Source organism: Pseudomonas sp. TSO6 (genome assembly GCF_056098905.1).
Map to the genome: position 1 here is coordinate 35,693 of NZ_JBLZWV010000058.1, position 17,363 is coordinate 53,055.

Annotated in this window: 12 protein-coding genes; 9 read left to right on the forward strand and 3 right to left on the reverse strand. The window is 55.6% G+C overall.

Annotated elements, in window-relative coordinates; all coding sequences use genetic code 11:
- The first annotated feature begins 594 nt into the window (after nucleotides 1-594).
- The 9 genes from rfbB (at nucleotide 595) to ACN6NG_RS22575 (ending at nucleotide 12,991) form a co-directional block, all read left to right on the forward strand.
- Nucleotides 595-1,695, forward strand: coding sequence for a dTDP-glucose 4,6-dehydratase (gene rfbB / locus ACN6NG_RS22535; RefSeq protein WP_274138756.1), 1,101 nt, complete (start codon nucleotides 595-597; stop codon nucleotides 1,693-1,695).
- Entirely contained in the window at nucleotides 1,692-2,594 is a 903-nt protein-coding gene (rfbD, locus tag ACN6NG_RS22540; protein WP_474316298.1) for a dTDP-4-dehydrorhamnose reductase, read from the forward strand. The genes rfbB and rfbD overlap by 4 nt, the downstream gene beginning before the upstream one ends.
- Nucleotides 2,595-2,605: 11 nt before the next feature.
- Nucleotides 2,606-3,487, forward strand: coding sequence for a glucose-1-phosphate thymidylyltransferase RfbA (gene rfbA, locus ACN6NG_RS22545; protein ID WP_474316301.1), 882 nt, complete (start codon nucleotides 2,606-2,608; stop codon nucleotides 3,485-3,487).
- On the forward strand, nucleotides 3,487-4,035 hold the full coding sequence (gene rfbC / locus ACN6NG_RS22550; RefSeq protein ID WP_274138759.1) for a dTDP-4-dehydrorhamnose 3,5-epimerase: 549 nt from the start codon (nucleotides 3,487-3,489) through the stop codon (nucleotides 4,033-4,035). Before rfbA ends, rfbC begins: the two co-directional genes overlap by 1 nt.
- Before the next feature lie 201 nt (nucleotides 4,036-4,236).
- Entirely contained in the window at nucleotides 4,237-5,349 is a 1,113-nt protein-coding gene (locus ACN6NG_RS22555; RefSeq protein ID WP_474316303.1) for an acyltransferase family protein, read from the forward strand.
- A gap of 481 nt (nucleotides 5,350-5,830) precedes the next feature.
- Nucleotides 5,831-6,625: an ABC transporter permease gene (locus tag ACN6NG_RS22560; RefSeq protein WP_177010435.1), complete on the forward strand. Its 795-nt coding sequence runs from the start codon at nucleotides 5,831-5,833 to the stop codon at nucleotides 6,623-6,625.
- Nucleotides 6,622-7,839 carry an ABC transporter ATP-binding protein gene (locus tag ACN6NG_RS22565; RefSeq protein ID WP_197863303.1) on the forward strand — a complete coding sequence of 406 codons (1,218 nt, stop codon included), beginning with the start codon at nucleotides 6,622-6,624 and terminating at the stop codon, nucleotides 7,837-7,839. Before ACN6NG_RS22560 ends, ACN6NG_RS22565 begins: the two co-directional genes overlap by 4 nt.
- Nucleotides 7,836-9,269 carry a class I SAM-dependent methyltransferase gene (locus ACN6NG_RS22570; protein WP_197863304.1) on the forward strand — a complete coding sequence of 478 codons (1,434 nt, stop codon included), beginning with the start codon at nucleotides 7,836-7,838 and terminating at the stop codon, nucleotides 9,267-9,269. The genes ACN6NG_RS22565 and ACN6NG_RS22570 overlap by 4 nt, the downstream gene beginning before the upstream one ends.
- Nucleotides 9,269-12,991: a glycosyltransferase gene (locus tag ACN6NG_RS22575; protein WP_474316308.1), complete on the forward strand. Its 3,723-nt coding sequence runs from the start codon at nucleotides 9,269-9,271 to the stop codon at nucleotides 12,989-12,991. Before ACN6NG_RS22570 ends, ACN6NG_RS22575 begins: the two co-directional genes overlap by 1 nt.
- A 51-nt stretch (nucleotides 12,992-13,042) precedes the next feature.
- Here the strand turns inward: ACN6NG_RS22575 and ACN6NG_RS22580 are convergent, their stop codons facing one another.
- The 3 genes from ACN6NG_RS22580 to ACN6NG_RS22590 form a co-directional block, all read right to left on the reverse strand.
- Complete coding sequence (locus ACN6NG_RS22580) at nucleotides 13,043-14,089, reverse strand: acyltransferase family protein (protein WP_274138763.1); 1,047 nt, start codon at nucleotides 14,087-14,089, stop codon at nucleotides 13,043-13,045.
- A 190-nt stretch (nucleotides 14,090-14,279) separates the two neighbouring features.
- Nucleotides 14,280-15,641: a phosphohexomutase domain-containing protein gene (locus tag ACN6NG_RS22585; protein WP_474316311.1), complete on the reverse strand. Its 1,362-nt coding sequence runs from the start codon at nucleotides 15,639-15,641 to the stop codon at nucleotides 14,280-14,282.
- Nucleotides 15,642-15,771: 130 nt separating this feature from the next.
- Entirely contained in the window at nucleotides 15,772-17,214 is a 1,443-nt protein-coding gene (locus ACN6NG_RS22590) for a mannose-1-phosphate guanylyltransferase/mannose-6-phosphate isomerase (protein ID WP_197863308.1), read from the reverse strand.
- Nucleotides 17,215-17,363 lie beyond the last annotated feature (149 nt).

Sequence of the window (17,363 nt, forward strand, 5' to 3'; positions counted from 1 at the left end):
CTTACCAAACCACAGGCCCTGATAAAAACCGTTTGGCACTTTCCTAGATATTTTTTGATGCGCTGCTCACGAAAATGCCTGACCTCGTGCAGACAGGATGACAGTAGAGCCCATCCTTAGAGAAGAGCCCGGTCAAACAACCCGCTCAACTGCGAAACCTGGCACGGAGCCCCACCGCCTTGGCCATCATTCTGTCACTGGGTAAGCCTAGGGAAATGCAGCGTTTGCCTACCAGGATCGCCTCTACGTCGGACACGAGGGATTTGTGACACCCTTACGGCGAAGAGCCTCTAAATCCATATAACCTGTTAAAAATCTTTGTTCTTTTCACTTAAAAACAAGCACACCACAAAACTAAAAACACAAAAATACTATGATGATTTTTTGAAAATTATATATTATAACCCTCCTTTACACATACACTTTAACAATTATCCATATTACAAATCCAAGACAAATGTTAGACACTTCGCACACCAAGGTCAGCCCCCATTAACAATGACACTTCACCCTAAAAAGCCGCTCACAAGCCTGTAACGCTGCAAAAAGAAATGGTATTATTCATACCCCCCTTTCATCAAACAGAGAGACACTATGATTCTTGTCACAGGCGGTGCCGGATTCATCGGTTCCAACTTTGTTCATCAGTGGTGTGCAGCGCACTCTGAACCCGTCCTCAACCTCGATGCCCTGACCTACGCAGGCAACCTGGCCAACCTGCATTCGCTGGAAGGCAACCCTCAGCATTGCTTCGTCCAGGGCAATATTTGCGATGCAGCACTGCTGGCCAAACTGTTTGCCGAGCATCGCCCGCGCGCCGTGGTTCACTTCGCGGCCGAATCCCATGTAGACCGCTCAATCACCGGCCCCGAAGCATTTGTCGAGACCAACGTGATGGGCACATTCCGTTTGCTGGAAGCCGCCCGGGCGCATTGGAATAGCCTGGAGGGTGCAGAGAAAGAGGCATTCCGCTTCCTCCACGTTTCCACTGACGAAGTCTACGGCACACTTGGGCCAAACGACCCAGCCTTCACGGAGACCACCCCGTACGCGCCGAACAGCCCCTACTCGGCCAGCAAGGCGGCCAGCGACCACCTGGTACGTTCGTATTTCCATACCTACGGCATGCCGGTACTCACCACCAACTGCTCCAACAACTACGGGCCGTTCCACTTCCCGGAAAAACTCATCCCGTTGATGATCGTCAATGCCCTCGCAGGCAAGGCACTGCCTGTCTATGGCGACGGCCAGCAAATACGCGACTGGCTGTATGTAGAAGACCACTGCTCGGGTATCCGTCGCGTACTGGAAGCCGGCGCGTTCGGCGAGACGTACAACATTGGTGGCTGGAATGAAAAAGCCAACATCGACATCGTCCGCACCCTCTGCGGCTTGCTTGATGAATTGGCTCCGGCAGCGTCGCGCCAAGTAGTCAATCAGCAAACCGGCAAACCTGTCGAGCAATACGCAGAACTCATCACTTACGTTACCGACCGCCCAGGCCATGACCGCCGCTATGCCATCGACGCACGTAAGATCGAGCGTGAACTTGGCTGGAAACCTGCCGAAACCTTCGAAACCGGCATACGCAAGACAGTGGCTTGGTACCTGGCCAATCAGGAATGGGTAAAAGGTGTCATGGATGGCAGCTACCGTGACTGGGTAGCACAGCAATACGGGGCGGATAAAGCGTGAAAATCCTGCTGTTAGGGAAGAATGGACAAGTAGGCTGGGAACTGCAGCGCGCACTTGCTCCACTGGGTGAGGTCATCGCACTGGATCGCCAAGGTGCCGACGGCTTATGTGGCGATTTGTCCAACCTCAATGGCTTGGCGACAACGGTTCGCCAGGTGGCGCCGGATGTGATCGTCAATGCTGCTGCCTACACTGCGGTTGATAAAGCAGAGAGCGATCAAGCGCTCGCTGCACTGATCAACGCTGAAGCACCGAGTGTTCTGGCGCGTGAAGCAGCTGCGTTGGGCGCATGGCTGATTCATTATTCGACCGACTATGTTTTCGATGGCAGCGGCGAGCAACGCTGGCAAGAGTCGGCGGCCACTGGCCCACTGTCCGTATATGGTCGTACGAAGCTGGATGGCGAGCTTGGCATCCGGGCAAGTGGGGCACAGGCCGTAGTACTACGCACCAGCTGGGTGTATGCTGCGCGCGGGCACAATTTTGCCAAGACCATGCTGCGGCTGGCGAGTGAGCGTGAAGCGTTGAGCGTGGTTGCAGACCAATTCGGTGCGCCTACAGGTGCAGATCTGATAGCCGACGTTACCGCACATATCCTGCGACAAATTTTCAACGGGCAAGACAACCGTCACCTGGCCGGGACTTACCACTTGGCCGCGTCTGGTGAAACCAGCTGGCATGGTTTTGCTCAATTCGTGCTGGCGCATGCTGTTCGCAACGGGGTAGCGCTGAAAGTGACTGCTGACCAAGTTACTGCAATCAGTACCGAAGCTTATCCCGTGCCCGCTCCGCGTCCGCGCAACTCGCGTCTGGCACTGGAAAAGCTCGAGAACACGTTCAATTTCAAAATGCCGCTTTGGGAGCAAGGCGTGCAACGTATGCTGGACGAAATCCAGTAATAGGGACTCTCATGGCTCGTAAAGGAATTATTCTGGCTGGCGGTTCGGGTACACGCCTGCACCCAGCCACACTTTCGGTTTCCAAGCAGTTGCTGCCGGTGTATGACAAACCGATGATCTACTACCCGCTGAGCACCCTGCTGCTCGCGGGCATTAGAGACATCCTGATCATTTCCACACCCCAGGACACACCGCGCTTCGAACAGCTGCTGGGCGATGGAAGCCAGTGGGGCCTGAACCTGTCCTACGCTGTGCAACCAAGCCCTGACGGCTTGGCGCAGGCATTCACCATCGGCGCGAACTTCATCGGTAACGACCCCTCTGCGCTGGTACTTGGTGACAATATTTTCTACGGCCATGACTTCCAGGCTCTGCTGTTGAACGCCGACAAGCGTAAAGCCGGTGCTTCGGTGTTCGCGTATCATGTACATGACCCAGAGCGCTATGGCGTAGCGGAGTTTGACGACAACGGCCGCGTATTGTCGCTTGAAGAGAAGCCAGCTGCTCCTAAGTCAAGCTATGCCGTTACCGGTCTGTATTTCTATGACAACCAGGTAGTCGACCTCGCCCGCGATCTAAAGCCATCTGCGCGTGGCGAGCTGGAAATCACAGATCTCAACAATCTGTATCTGCAGCAACAGCAGTTGCAGGTTGAAATCATGGGCCGTGGCTACGCTTGGCTGGACACAGGCACGCACGACAGCCTGCTCGAGGCCAGCCAGTACATTGCGACCATGGAGCGCCGCCAAGGCTTGAAGGTTGCCTGCCCTGAGGAAATCTGCTTCCGCGCTGGCTGGATCAACGCTGAACAACTCGAGCGTTTGGCGCAACCGCTGCTTAAAAACGGCTATGGCAAGTATCTGCAAAACTTGCTGAAAGAGAAGGTGTTCTGATGCAGGCTATTCCGCTGGACATTCCCGAAGTCGTCCTGTTTACCCCCAAGGTATTCGGCGACGAACGTGGCTTCTTCTACGAAAGCTTCAACGCCCGTGTTTTCAGCGAAGTCACCGGCCTGCAGCCCGACTTCGTACAAGACAACCACTCACGCTCGGTAAAAGGCGTGCTGCGTGGCCTGCACTACCAGCTGGCACCTCACGCCCAGGGCAAGCTGGTGCGTGTGGTGCAGGGCGAGGTCTTCGATGTTGCGGTGGATATCCGTCGCTCATCCCCTACCTTCGGTAAATGGGTGGGGGCGGTGCTGTCAGCAGAGAACAAGAACCAGCTGTGGATCCCGCCAGGGTTCGCACACGGGTTCGTCACGCTGAGCGAAACCGCAGAATTCCTCTACAAGACAACCGATTTCTACTCGCCTCAGTGTGAACGCTGCATTGCCTGGGATGATCCGACAGTTGCCATCGAATGGCCCATCGACTTCGCTCCAAGCCTGTCTGGCAAGGACAAGCTTGGCGTCCCACTGGCTGAGGCCGAGCTGTTCGATTGATAGTCCCGGCGGGGCTGCAGAGCGTTAGCGCAACCTCGCCGCACCCATCATTGCTGAAGCATCGCGAGCCACCAACGCTTGGCGTGCAAGCCCGGAGCCTGCGCGCAAGATCCGCAGCCAGCCTTAAGTTCGCGCTTGTATTGACAGAGTCTTGCACCGAGTGCCAGCATTTCATTTTTTTGTCCGACAGCGACTACTCAAATGCCTGCTGCATCCAAACCGGCCGAACGGCTCTACACGCTGGATACCTTGCGTGGTATCGCCGCGCTCAGTGTCGTGTTCTGGCATTGGCAACACTTTTTCTACGTGGGCGATAGCCCGGCAGGCTTCGAGGTTTCACGCCAACCCTTCTTCGCCACGCTTGCGCCGCTCTACCAATACGGCGGCCTGGCTGTACAGTTATTTTTCTCCATTTCTGGGTTTGTGTTCTTCTGGCTGTTCGCCCAAGGCGTAGCGACTGGACGGATCAGCTTGCGCAATTTCGCCGTAGACCGCTTCAGCCGTCTTTACCCGTTGCACTTGCTGACATTGGGAGGGGTTGCCGCACTGCAATGGGTGTATTCAGCAAGCCACAGCAGTTATTTTGTCTACCCCTTCAACGATGCCTACCATGCACTGCTCAACCTGCTGCTTGCGCCAGCCTGGGGGCTTGAAAAAGGTTGGTCATTCAACGCCCCTGTCTGGTCGGTATCGGTCGAAGTGTTGCTGTACGCCTTGTTCTTTGTCATCTGTCTGGCCGGCCGTTGGCGTTGGCCACTTGCCGCCTTGGCTTGCGCCGCGGGCCTTATGCTATACCCCGGCAGCTATAAGGTCGGCAGTGGGCTGCTGTGCTTCTTCATCGGGGGGCTCGCCTATGGCGTTATGTGCCAACTACGACGCTGGTTTGGCAGCGGCCTCACGCTGCTTGCATGCTGCATCGTCGCGTTGGGCGCCTGGGCTGCGCAAATAGGGTACTACGACGCGCTAAACGCCTACCTGGTGATGTGCCTGTGCTTTCCGGCTACGCTGGCTGCGCTGGCGGCTGCCGGCCTGCACTGGCCTGGGCTGTTGCGCAGCACTGGGTGGGTCGGTGATATCAGCTATTCCTCTTACCTCCTGCACTTCCCATTGCAAATCGTGTTTGCGCTTGTGCTTGATCGACTGGGTTTCAACCGAGAAATCTTCTACCAGCCCTGGCTGATGTTGTCGTTCTTTGTCGTGCTCATTCCCATGAGCCTTGCCTGCCATCGATGGGTCGAGCGCCCAGCCCAACGTTTCCTGCGCAACAGTCGCTTGGCAAAGGCACGCCAACCTGGCGTCCACACAGCTGCCTGACGCTGCAGTGCACAGGCGCTCGTTTTAACTGAGATGAACAGCCTGGCTCCGCAATGGGGCGAACAACGAACCCCATGCACAACGGGATGGTACCTGCCAGGCCAACCTTGCCCGACGAGGCTGCATTCTCTGGTATCCTCAAGGCTTTTATTGCCTGGCAGCCTGGGGTTGCGGTGTCTGCTTCCTTGCCTGATCGCCTTGCTACAAGCCGAGGTCCATGCATACGCCCGCCGGGTAGCCTCGGCAGGCGATTTTGGCCTTTAGTCTGTCGGCCACATCGCAAGCCTCTCAAGACGCTTGCACATGACCCGAATCCGAATCAGATAAGGAAGGTGGCTACAGTCTTTGACGGAAAAACGGGTCAATCTGCCAGGCAACATTCAGCACTGCTTTTCAACTGACACCTAGCAACATCCGGTCAGTAAAGAACCAACGCACTGAAAAAGCGTCTCATGACGCTCCAGTACCTTAAGGAGATCACATGTTTGGATTATTGAGAGGGCTATTCAGCTACCGAAGCTTTATCGCCACCTCGATCCGCAACGAGTTTGTTTCTCGGTTTTCGCGGAGTAGCCTTGGCGGGCTTTGGATGATTATCAACCCGTTGGCGAACGTGCTGATCTATGCACTGATCCTGTCAAACGTGCTGGCTGCAAAGCTGCCAGGCATTGATAACAAATACGCCTATGCGCTTTATCTCATGGCAGGCACGCTGGCCTGGAGCCTGTTCTCCGAAATCATCAATCGATGCCTGACGCTCTTCATCGAAAACGGCAACCTCATGAAAAAAATGAAGTTCCCGAGAATCACACTGCCCTTCATCGTATTGGGCTCTGCCCTGCTCAACAATTTCCTGCTGCTGCTTTCTGTCCTGGCGGTGTTCATATGCCTCGGCCATTGGCCCACCTGGCAGATGCTGTGGGCTGTTCCACTGATTCTGACAGTGGCGGCCTTGGCGATGGGGCTGGGTCTTGTACTGGGTGTGTTGAACGTTTTTGTGCGGGATATTGGCCAGGTGGTGCCGATTGTGCTTCAAATCCTGTTCTGGTTCACACCCATTGTTTACCCCATCAATATCATTCCCGAGAATCTGAAATCACTGCTCGCCTACAACCCCATGCTGCCACTGGTAAGTGCGTATCATGACGTATTTGTCTATGGCCTTTCTCCCAACTTCCTGGCTTTGGCCAGCACGGTAGCCCTCACTTTGGTTTTGCTGGCGCTGGGTCTTTATATTTTCCGCCGCGCGGCGCCTGAAATGGTGGATGCACTATGACTTTGCTAAGTGCTAAAGATTTGGGTAAAGCCTACCGTACCTATAGAAGTGAATGGCAACGCATCGCACGCTGGTTAGGCATCCGGATCAATCCTCGCGAAGAACACTGGGTGCTCCAGCACATCAATTTCGTCATCAACGCAGGTGAGGCAATCGGCATCGTTGGCCAGAATGGCGCTGGCAAATCAACGCTACTCAAAATGCTCACTGGCACGCTGCAACCCACCACGGGGGAGGTGCAGGTGAACGGGCGCATCGCGGCGATTCTGGAGCTGGGCATGGGCTTCAACCCAGAATTGACCGGCCGCCAGAACGTCTATCACGCCGCTGGCCTGATGGGGTTCAATGCCCAGGAAATTGAAGCATTCATGCCAGATGTCGAGAAGTTCGCTGAAGTCGGCGAGTATTTCGATCAGGCAGTGCGGACTTACTCAAGTGGCATGCAAATGCGGGTGGCCTTTGCAGTAGCGACAGCCCGTCGCCCGGAGATACTGATCGTAGATGAGGCCCTCTCGGTCGGCGACAGTTACTTCCAGCACAAGAGCTTTGACAGAATCCGCGAATTCCAGGAGCAAGGCACCACGCTACTGATCGTGTCTCATGATCGCAGCTCCATTCAGGCATTGTGCGACCGAGTACTCCTGATAGAAGGCGGCACCGTGATCAAGGACGGCGCCCCCGAAGAAGTGATGGATTTCTACAACGCCATCATTGCCGAAAAAGAGAACGCGACCGTTCAAGTCCACACGCTGGCCGATGGTACCGTGCAGACGCGCTCGGGTTCGGGTGAGGCTACCATCGATAGCCTTGCGCTTTACAACGAGGCCGACGCGCCAATCGAATTTGTCAGCGTCGGCCAATCGGTCAGTTTGAAAATCAGAGTCAAGGTGAACCAGGCAATCCCGGAACTGGTGGTCGGCTACATGATCAAGGACCGCCTGGGTCAGCCAATTTACGGCACCAATACTCACCATCTTGATAAAAAAATGGGGGCATTGGAGGCGAATACTGAACTGGAATATACGTTCAAATTCGAGGCCAACATTGGCGTAGGCTCTTACTCGATCGCTGTCGCGCTTCATACAGCGGACACACACCTCAATGCCAACTACGAATGGCGGGATCTCGCACTCGTGTTTAATGTTATCAATTCAGACAAGGTACCCTTTGTAGGCTCAGCCTGGATTCAACCCACTGTGGAGTGTGTCCAATGAGCCAGTTTTATCGCGCTTTCGAGGACGAGCACCGCGGTTCGCATGAGACCATCAAGCAGCGTTTACAGGTTTATCTGCCGTTCATCACACCGCTGTTGAAGCTGTACCCAGAGGCCCACGCACTGGACGTAGGCTGTGGCCGTGGTGAGTGGCTGGAAACGTTAATCGAAAATGGTTTCAAAGCCACTGGCGTCGATCTGGACGAAGGGATGCTGGAGGCCTGTCAGGCCCGCGCACTGCCAGCAAAAAAAGCAGAAGCTCTCTCCTACCTGCAATCATTGCCGAGCGACAGCCTCACCGTATTGAGCGGCTTTCACATCGTTGAACATATTCCGTTTGACGCGCTGAAGGCTTTGGTCAGCGAGGCCAACCGGGTACTGAAGCCTGGCGGGCTGTTGATTCTCGAAACGCCAAACGCCGAAAACCTGATTGTCGGTACCCAGAATTTTTACCTGGACCCCACTCACGAGCGCCCAATCCCGCACATGCTGCTGGAGTTTCTGGCGAAGTTCAGCGGTTTCTGGCGCACCAAGCTATTACGTCTGCAAGAAAGCCCCAGGTTGATCGACGCGCCTTCGCTGACATTGATGGAAGTGCTCGGCGGTGCCAGCCCCGACTATGCGATCGTCGCCCAGAAGGCCGCCGGCCAGCTAGACATTTCAGCGTTCAACGCAGTGTTCGAAGGCAGCTACGGCTTGAGCTTGGCCGATCTGGCTCAGCGCTATGAAGCCACTCTGTTTAACAGGGCCGAGGAGCAGCGTCAGCTGCTGGACCACAACAACGCACGCGTCAGCGCTGTGGAGCGCGAAAACGCAGCGCTGCAGACCCAGGTGCACGACCTCAAGGTCTCTGTGCTGAACTTGAGGCTGGATGAGCTCAAGCTTGCCAACGACACGCTACAGCGCTCGTTGGACGAGGCATTGAAAAACGCTCACCACTGGCACACGGAGGCAGAGGTTCGTCAGCAGCACGTAGTAGCGCTCAGTGACGCCAATGCTTACAAGGATCAGACCGTCAGCGCGCTGACTGAACACCTCCAGAAACTGAAGACAAGCACCTCGTGGCGGGTTACAGCCCCCATGCGCCAAGGCGTGATCGTAACGAGAAAGCTGATTTTCTCGCCAACAAAAACATCGAAGCAGCTCATACGAGCGGGCCTCAAGGGGGTTCTGAGCCGGCCAACCTTGCGCAGGTTCATCAAAAAGGTTCTGGCGCGCTCCCCGTCGACCTACGCACACTTGCAAAAACTGGCGGCACGCCTGCGATCTGAGTCTGCCCTGGCCTCCCAGACGGTGCAGTACACAGAACCTTATGCCAGCACAACGTCCGCCCCGGGCGATGCCCCGGCAGCTCCGGCTGATTTCACGGAAAACGCCAAGGCCATCTACTTGCGATTGAACAGCAACGAACCACGTAAGGATATGAATTGATGCGCGTAGTCATTGACCTTCAAGGCGCCCAAGCTGAAAACAGAAATCGGGGCATCGGGCGTTACGCGCTTTCGTTCACCAAGGCTTTTATTAAAAACCGTGGCGATATAGAAGTTATCGTCGTGCTCAACGGCCTGTTTGGCGACTCGATCGACGCCATTCGCGATGAGCTGCATGGCCTTCTGCCTGACAGCCACATTCGGGTTTGGGCGCCCAGCAGTAACGTCAGCGCACTGACGAATGATCACCGATGGCGCACGCAAGCTTCCGAGCGGGTGAGAGAAGCGTTCATAGGCGAGCTGCGCCCAGACCTGGTATTGGTCACCAGCCTGTTCGAAGGGCTGGTGGACGATGCCGTCACCAGCATCAAGACGCTGAGCTCAGCCCCACCAACAGCGGCCATCGTTTATGACCTGATTCCGCATATCAATCCAGAAACCTATTTGAGCTCGCCTACGGTCCGTCAATGGTACGAAACAAAGCTGAAGCAGCTTCGCCGCGCGGACCTGGTGCTGGCCATTTCAAATTCTTCACGTTCAGAGGTGATTGATCACCTAGGCTTCCTGCCCAGCCAGGTGGTCAATATTTCGACAGCGATCGACACCGATCACTTCCGCCCAACACTTGTCGACGCACAAGGTGCAGCACTTAAAAGCCGCCTTGGTATTACCCGCGAGTTCGTGATGTACACAGGCGGCATCGACCCTCGGAAAAACATTGAAGGGCTGATCAGCGCCTACGCCAAACTCAGCGCACCTCTGCGCCGCGAGCACCAGTTGGTAATCGTGTGCAATATTCGCCCCGAAGACCACTCGCGCCTTGAGGGCCTTGCTACTTCCAATGGCCTGAAAAAAGGCGATGTCTGCTTCACCGGCTTTGTTAGTGAAGAGGACCTGCTTGCGCTGTATAACCTGTGCAAGCTTTTCGTGTTCCCGTCCTTGCATGAAGGCTTCGGCCTCCCCGCACTGGAAGCCATGGCGTGTGGCAAACCGGTAATCGCATCGAATACCTCCAGCCTGCCAGAAGTCGTGGGGAATGCTGAAGCGCTCTTCGACCCGTACCAACTGTCGTCCATCACGACAAAGATGGAAGCCATTCTCGGGGATGATGCGCTGAGGGCCAGGCTGTCAAGTTTTGCAGTTGAGCAGGCGCGCAAATTCAGCTGGGACCGGACAGCAACGTCCGCAGTACAAGCGATTCAGAAGTGGGTAGGCGAATTCGGTACCCAGCCCAAATCCGTCCGTTCGACAAAGCGCCCGCGCCTTGCATATGTGTCACCCCTTCCACCTGGCCGGAGCGGCATCAGCGACTACAGCGCCGAGTTGCTTCCTGAGCTCGCTCAGTATTATGAGATTGATGCCATTGTCGCTCAGGAGTCGGTCACAACGTTCGACGCCGGCGTCAACTATGCCATCCGCTCGGTCGCCTGGTTTGAAGAACATGCGCATCGGTTCGACCGCGTCATCTATCACTTTGGCAATTCCACATTCCATGAACACATGTTCCGGTTACTGGATAAAATCCCTGGAACCGTAGTGCTGCACGATTTCTTCTTATCAGGCGTTGTAGCGGACATCGAGATTCATCAAGGGCAGCCAGGGTTCTGGACGCGCGCGCTGTACCAAAGCCATGGGTATAACGCAGTCCAGGAGCGTATCAATGGCCTGGACAGTGCCGATGCCGTCTGGAAATACCCGTGCAATCTACGCGTGCTCCAGAAAGCCGAGGGGATCATTGTTCACTCAAACTATTCGATCCGTTTGGCGCAAGAATGGTACGGTGAGTGCGCGGGCCGCAACTGGAAAGAAATTCCGCTACTGCGCACACCGCGGTTCCCTGACGCGCGCAAGCGCGTTGCTGCTCGGGACAAGCTCGGGTTTGCCGAGAATGATTTCGTCGTATGCAGCTTTGGCCTGCTGGGCCCTTCCAAACTGAATAATCGCCTGCTTGACGCCTGGCTTGAGTCCGAGTTGTCGAGGGATGAAAATTGCCACCTGGTCTATGTCGGGCAGAACAATGAAGGTCTCTACGGTGAAAGCCTGCTGAAGAAGATCAATGCCAGCCACTGCCGCAACCGCATCAAGATTACCGGATGGGCGGACGCTGACATGTTCAAAGCCTATCTGGAAATCGCAGATGCCGCAGTGCAGTTGCGATCCTTGTCGCGCGGTGAAACATCGGCAGCGGTGCTCGATTGCCTGAATTACGGTATCGCGACGATTGTCAATGCGAACGGCAGCATGTCGGACATCCCGGACGCCAGCATTTTCAAACTGCCAGACTCGTTCGAAGACGCTGCGCTGTCCGAAGCACTGAATACGTTGCGCAATGACGCGAACACTCGTGAGCAGGTGGGTGCAGAGGCTAAACGACTGATCCATACCAACCACGCCCCACGAGCCTGTGCAGCCCTTTACCGTGACGCTATCGAAGCCTTCCACGAGGAAGCGTCCCACTCCATAGCAGGCGTTGTCAGCGCAATTGCGGAGCTGGACAAAGCCAACTTCAAATTTGAAGACTCCATGGCCCTTGCCCAGTCCATTGATCGCAGCCTCACTCCGCCAATGTCTCAGCCTCAGTTGCTAATCGACATTTCAGAACTGGTTAATCGAGATGCCAAAAGCGGCATTCAGCGCGTCGTCCGCAGCATCCTCGAAATATGGCTTACGACACCGCCTGCCGGCTATCGCGTCGAGCCGGTCTATGCAACGGATGACAGCGCGGGTTATCGATATGCTCGGCACTTCACCCTGGGCTTCCTGAACTGCCCTAATCACCTGCTCCAGGATGAGGCGGTGGTGCTGCGCAGTGGCGATCGTTTCCTTGGTCTGGATTTGCAGCCCGCCATCGTGCCAAAACAGCACCAGGCGCTCGCAGACATGAAGCGCCGCGGGGTAAATGTGCAGTTCGTGGTTTATGACCTGCTGCTGAAGAAACTGTCTCATTGCTTCCCCGAAGGTGCAGCGGATGCGCTGGACAGATGGCTGGAAGTGGTATCGCAATCCGACGGCGTCGTTTGCATTTCCAAAGCCGTCGCAGATGAAATGGGGGAATGGGTTGCCGAGCATCGCAAACCTGGCAAGCGCCCATTCGATATATCGTGGTTCCACCTGGGTGCCGATATTTCAACACCGACGCAACCTGGGGCTCACAGCGCGATACCAAAGCCGGTGCTCTCGCAACTGCAGGCCCGCCCTTCGTTCTTGATGGTCGGCACTGTTGAGCCAAGAAAAGGGCACGCGCAAGTACTCGACGCATTTGAGTTGCTTTGGGCCAACCAGAAGGATGCCAATCTGCTTATCGTTGGCAAGCAAGGCTGGATGGTCGAGTCGCTTGTGCAACGCCTGAAGAACCACCCTGAGAACGGTAAACGTCTGTTCTGGTTCGAAGGCATCGATGACGATTACCTTTGCAGCCTCTATGCACAAGCCGATGCTTTGATAGCCGCATCGCTTGGCGAAGGGTTTGGCTTGCCACTCATTGAAGCGGCGCAGTATGGGCTACCGCTGATCGTCAGGGATATCCCGGTATTCCGGGAGGTGGCAGGCAACCATGCGTTCTACTTCGAAGGGGAACGGCCAAAGGATCTTTGCGAAAGCCTCACCACTTGGCTGGACCTTCATCGTGATGCCCAGCACCCACAATCCAATGGGATGCCGTGGATTACCTGGGAGCAGAGCGCACAACAACTGTTTGCCGCCATACAGGCGACCGTGAAGTAGCTGTAAACTGGCGTCCCTCTTCACCCTGAGAAGGGGGACGCCATTGCTGCATCAAGCCAAAACTTTGGAATCGGCAGCAGAGAAGTATCTCTTCTTCATATCAAGTGCAGGCTTTTCTACGAAGTGCCATGATGCGGCACCCGCAAGCACAGATAGCACTAACGACAGAACCGTGAACACATAGACATCCGTGATGGATGGGAAAACGCTAGCCAACACCTGCTGGATGACAAAGCCGTACACGTATATCCCGTACGAATAATCAAACCTGTTCAAAAAGCTCATTTTCTTTGCAAGCACGCAGATCGAAATCAAGCAATATGGCCAAAGCACCAGGTAGAAGCCTGCAGAGAAGTGCCAGTCACCACCATTATTAAAGAACGACCAGATGATTACAGCAATGGCTGGAATCGTTATAAACCAGGACATATAGACCTTGTCCTTAAGATGCGCCAGGAGCGCGCCATACAGGAAAAGATAGCCTAACTCGTTCAAGAACAGCTTGGACACGGTAAAGACATAACTGTCACGCATGAACGTGTCATGCAAGTGCAGCGTCAGCATGACCAGCATGGCCAGCAGGATGAACCGCCAGTTGAAGGATCTTGACCAGGCCAGCACCATGATCCCGACATAACACAGCACTTCCAACGGCAATGTCCAAAGGCACCCATTCACCACCTGCACGGCGTTTTCAGTAAAGACGCCAGGTATGAAAGGATGCAAATCAAATAAGGTTGCATTACGAAGGTACTGCCAGGTTTCCGCTTGAGTGATGTACTCGGAATAGCTAGGTGCCAACAACCCCAGCACCAGCAGGGTCACCAGCACCGAAACGAACAACCCAGGAAATATACGGGTCACTCGGTTAGTGAAGAACGTGAAAAGGCTCTGCCCTCTTAACATCGAAAGGGTCACTAAATACCCAGAAATAACAAAAAACGCATCAACGCCGATTTTGCTGAAGCCTATAAGTCCATTTCGCTCAAAAATATCGCCATGATCCAAACCGAGCACGACATACGTATGAGTAATGATTACTAATGATGCGGCGATAAGCCTCACCATAGTAAAGCCATTTCTCTTGTCAGCAATCACGTTTTCCCCTCCAATGGAAGCTTTAAAAATACCCGCCCTGAGCCACGTCATAGCAACGTGACCCTCAACGTTCAGGCGGTAATCTTATACGCAATCCAGGTGCGTCAGCCAACCGACGGCCGACGCAGGGTGACGTGAAGTGCACATGAGGCCTCGGTAACCCTCCGACCTCATGCCTCAACGAAGCTGCTTACCCTTGAATCAGCTTGGCGATTTCTGCCACACGCTCTGCAACCAGGGCCTCATCCGCGCGGCTTTCAACGTTCAAGCGCAGCAGCGGCTCAGTGTTCGAACCACGCAAACTGAAGCGCCACTGCTCAAACTGGACACTGATTCCGTCTGTGCGGTCTACCGTTGGATTATGCGGCAGGTAATGGGCAAGGATTTTATCGATGGTGCCTTTGACATCCGCTACTTCGTAGTTGATTTCACCACTGCACGGGAACGCCGCAATGCGCTCGTCCACCAGCTGTGCCAGGCTTTTGCCGGACAGGCTCATCAATTGGGCCACCAACAACCATGGGATATTTCCGCTGTCGCAGTAGGCAAAATCTCGGAAGTAGTGATGGGCACTCATTTCGCCGCCGTAGACGGCGTCTTCGGCACGCATGCGCTCCTTGATGAAGGCATGACCGGTTTTGCTCTGGATAGCCACCCCCCCGGCAGCCTCAACCTGTTCGATCGTGTTCCAGGTCAGGCGCGGGTCATGGATGATTTTGCTGCCCGGGTGTTTTGCCAACAGCATTTCAGCCAACAGCCCAACCACGTAGTAGCCTTCGATGAAGCGCCCCTGGTTGTCGAAGAAGAAGCAGCGGTCAAAATCGCCGTCGAAGGCAATGCCCATGTCTGCGCCCGTATCAAGCACAGCTTGGCGGGTCAGGTCACGGTTTTCTGGCAGCAATGGGTTGGGGATGCCATTGGGGAAGTTGCCGTCGGGTTCACCATTGATGATGATGAGTTCCAAGGGCAGGCGCGCCTTGAGCAGTTCCAGCACCGGGCCAACAGCACCATTGCCTGGGTCAGCCAGCACTTTCAATGGCTTAAGCTGGGCCGGTTCGATGTAAGTGAGCAGGTGGTCAATGTAGGCGGTTTTATCGAGTGCCTCCCGAACGCTGCCGGCGGTAGTGGCAGCAGTCCCCAAGTCACCCGCTTCGACTCGCATGCGGATGTCGTTGAGGCCCGTGTCACCACTGATTGGCCGCGACTGCTCGCGCACCAGTTTCATACCGTTGTAGCCTTTCGGATTATGGCTGGCCGTTACCATGATGCCACCGTCCGCCCGGTAGTGGCTGGTGGCAAAATACACCTCTTCGGTACCGCAAAGGCCGATGTCGATCACATCAGCACCGCCTTCGGTCAGGCCCTTCATCAGGGCCAGGGACAGGCCGGGGCTTTCGAGGCGCATGTCACGGCCGACCACATAACTACGCCCGCCCAGCTCTGCCACCAGGGCACGGCCAATTCGATAGGCAATGTCGTCATTGAGGTCCGCCGGTACCTGGCCGCGGATGTCATAGGCTTTGAAGCAGCGGGTCTGGATAGGTGGGTGCATACAGCTCACTTGTATACGGCGACGCTTGCGCGAACGCCAATCAGAAAGGGGGTAGTCGGCGAAAGGCTTGCCGAATGGAGTCAGCCCCGCGCCTGGCTCAGGCGCTTGGGGCTAACTGGAGCGCCAGAACTCAGGCGTCGCAACGACCGTAATTGTCCTCGAAGCGGACGATGTCGTCTTCGCCGAGGTAGTCGCCGCTTTGAACTTCGATCAGCACCAGGTCGATTACACCTGGATTCTGCAGGCGGTGTTTGTGGCCAGCACGAATGAAGGTGGATTCGTTGGTGTTGAGCATCAGCTCCTGGTCGTCGTTGACCACGACAGCCATTCCGCTGACGACGATCCAGTGCTCACTGCGGTGGTGGTGCATCTGCAGCGACAGCGACGCCTTGGGCTTGACCACGATACGCTTGATCTTGAAGCGGTCGCCGTCCTCCAGAGTGGTGTAGGTGCCCCACGGGCGGTGGACCGTACGGTGCAGCAAGTGGGCAGAGTGGCCATCGCTCTTGAGGCGCTTGACGATATGCTTGACGTCCTGAGCATGGTCTTTATGGGCAATCAGCAACGCATCCGGGGTATCTACCACCAGCAAGTCCTGCACGCCTACCAACGCAGCCAAGCGGTCCTCTGTGCTCACGTAGTTATTGCGCGAATCATGAGCCATTACTTCGCCTTCGAAGCGGTTGCCCTGATCGTCGGCGGGCGTCAGCTCGCTGACCGCGTTCCAGGAACCGATATCGCTCCAACCGATATCGCAGGGAATAGTTGCCACTTTCTGCGAGCGCTCCATCAAGGCGTAGTCGATGGAAATATCCGGCACCTCGGCGAAACGTTCGGCATCGAGCGCAAGGCAGCTATAGCCTTTTGAAGTTGAACGGCGCGAAGACTCAAGCGTACGCTCTACAGCCTCGAGCACATCGGGAGCGTGTGCCTTGAACTGTTCGAGTACAGTACCCACCTGGAAGCAGAACATACCGGCGTTCCAGTAATAGTTACCGGCCGCAACGTAGGATTCGGCTGTTTTGGCGTCTGGTTTTTCGACGAAACGCTCGACTTTGAGCCCGCCCTCAAGCAAACCGCCAGATGCTGCTTCGATGTAGCCGAACCCGGTTTCAGGGTATTGCGGCCTGATGCCGAATGTAACAAGCCAACCCTGCTCAGCCAACTGAACGGCCTTCGCAACCGAGTCGGCAAAAGCGGCTTCGTTCTGAATCAGGTGGTCGGCGGCCAGCACGAGCATGTACGCCTGCGGGCCACGGGACTCCAGAAGCTGCAGTGCCGCAGCCGCTACCGCAGCGGCGGTATTGCGGCCGAAGGGCTCGAGGATGTAGCCCTGGCTCAGGTTATGTTTGTTGATGGAGCGATATTCGTCCTCGGTCTTGAACAGTAGTTCGCGGTTGGTCACTGTGAGGACTTCAACCACACCGTTCAGATCGGCGGCGCGCAGGAAGGTTTTCTGGATGAGGTTCTGCCCGTCTGGCAGGGTCATGAACGGCTTCGGATGAGCCTCACGCGATACAGGCCACAGACGGCTACCAACGCCACCGGATAGAATTACCGGGATCAATTCCATATTCGAGTCCTTAACGGCAACTTGAAGTTTCAAACCTCAGGAAACCTACATGTGTCTTATATATCTGACAGCCGCCGCGTTCGGATGCAGCGGCAATAAATGTACGCGCCCAGCGAGATGATTCCTGGCCATCCATAGGCTCAAGACGC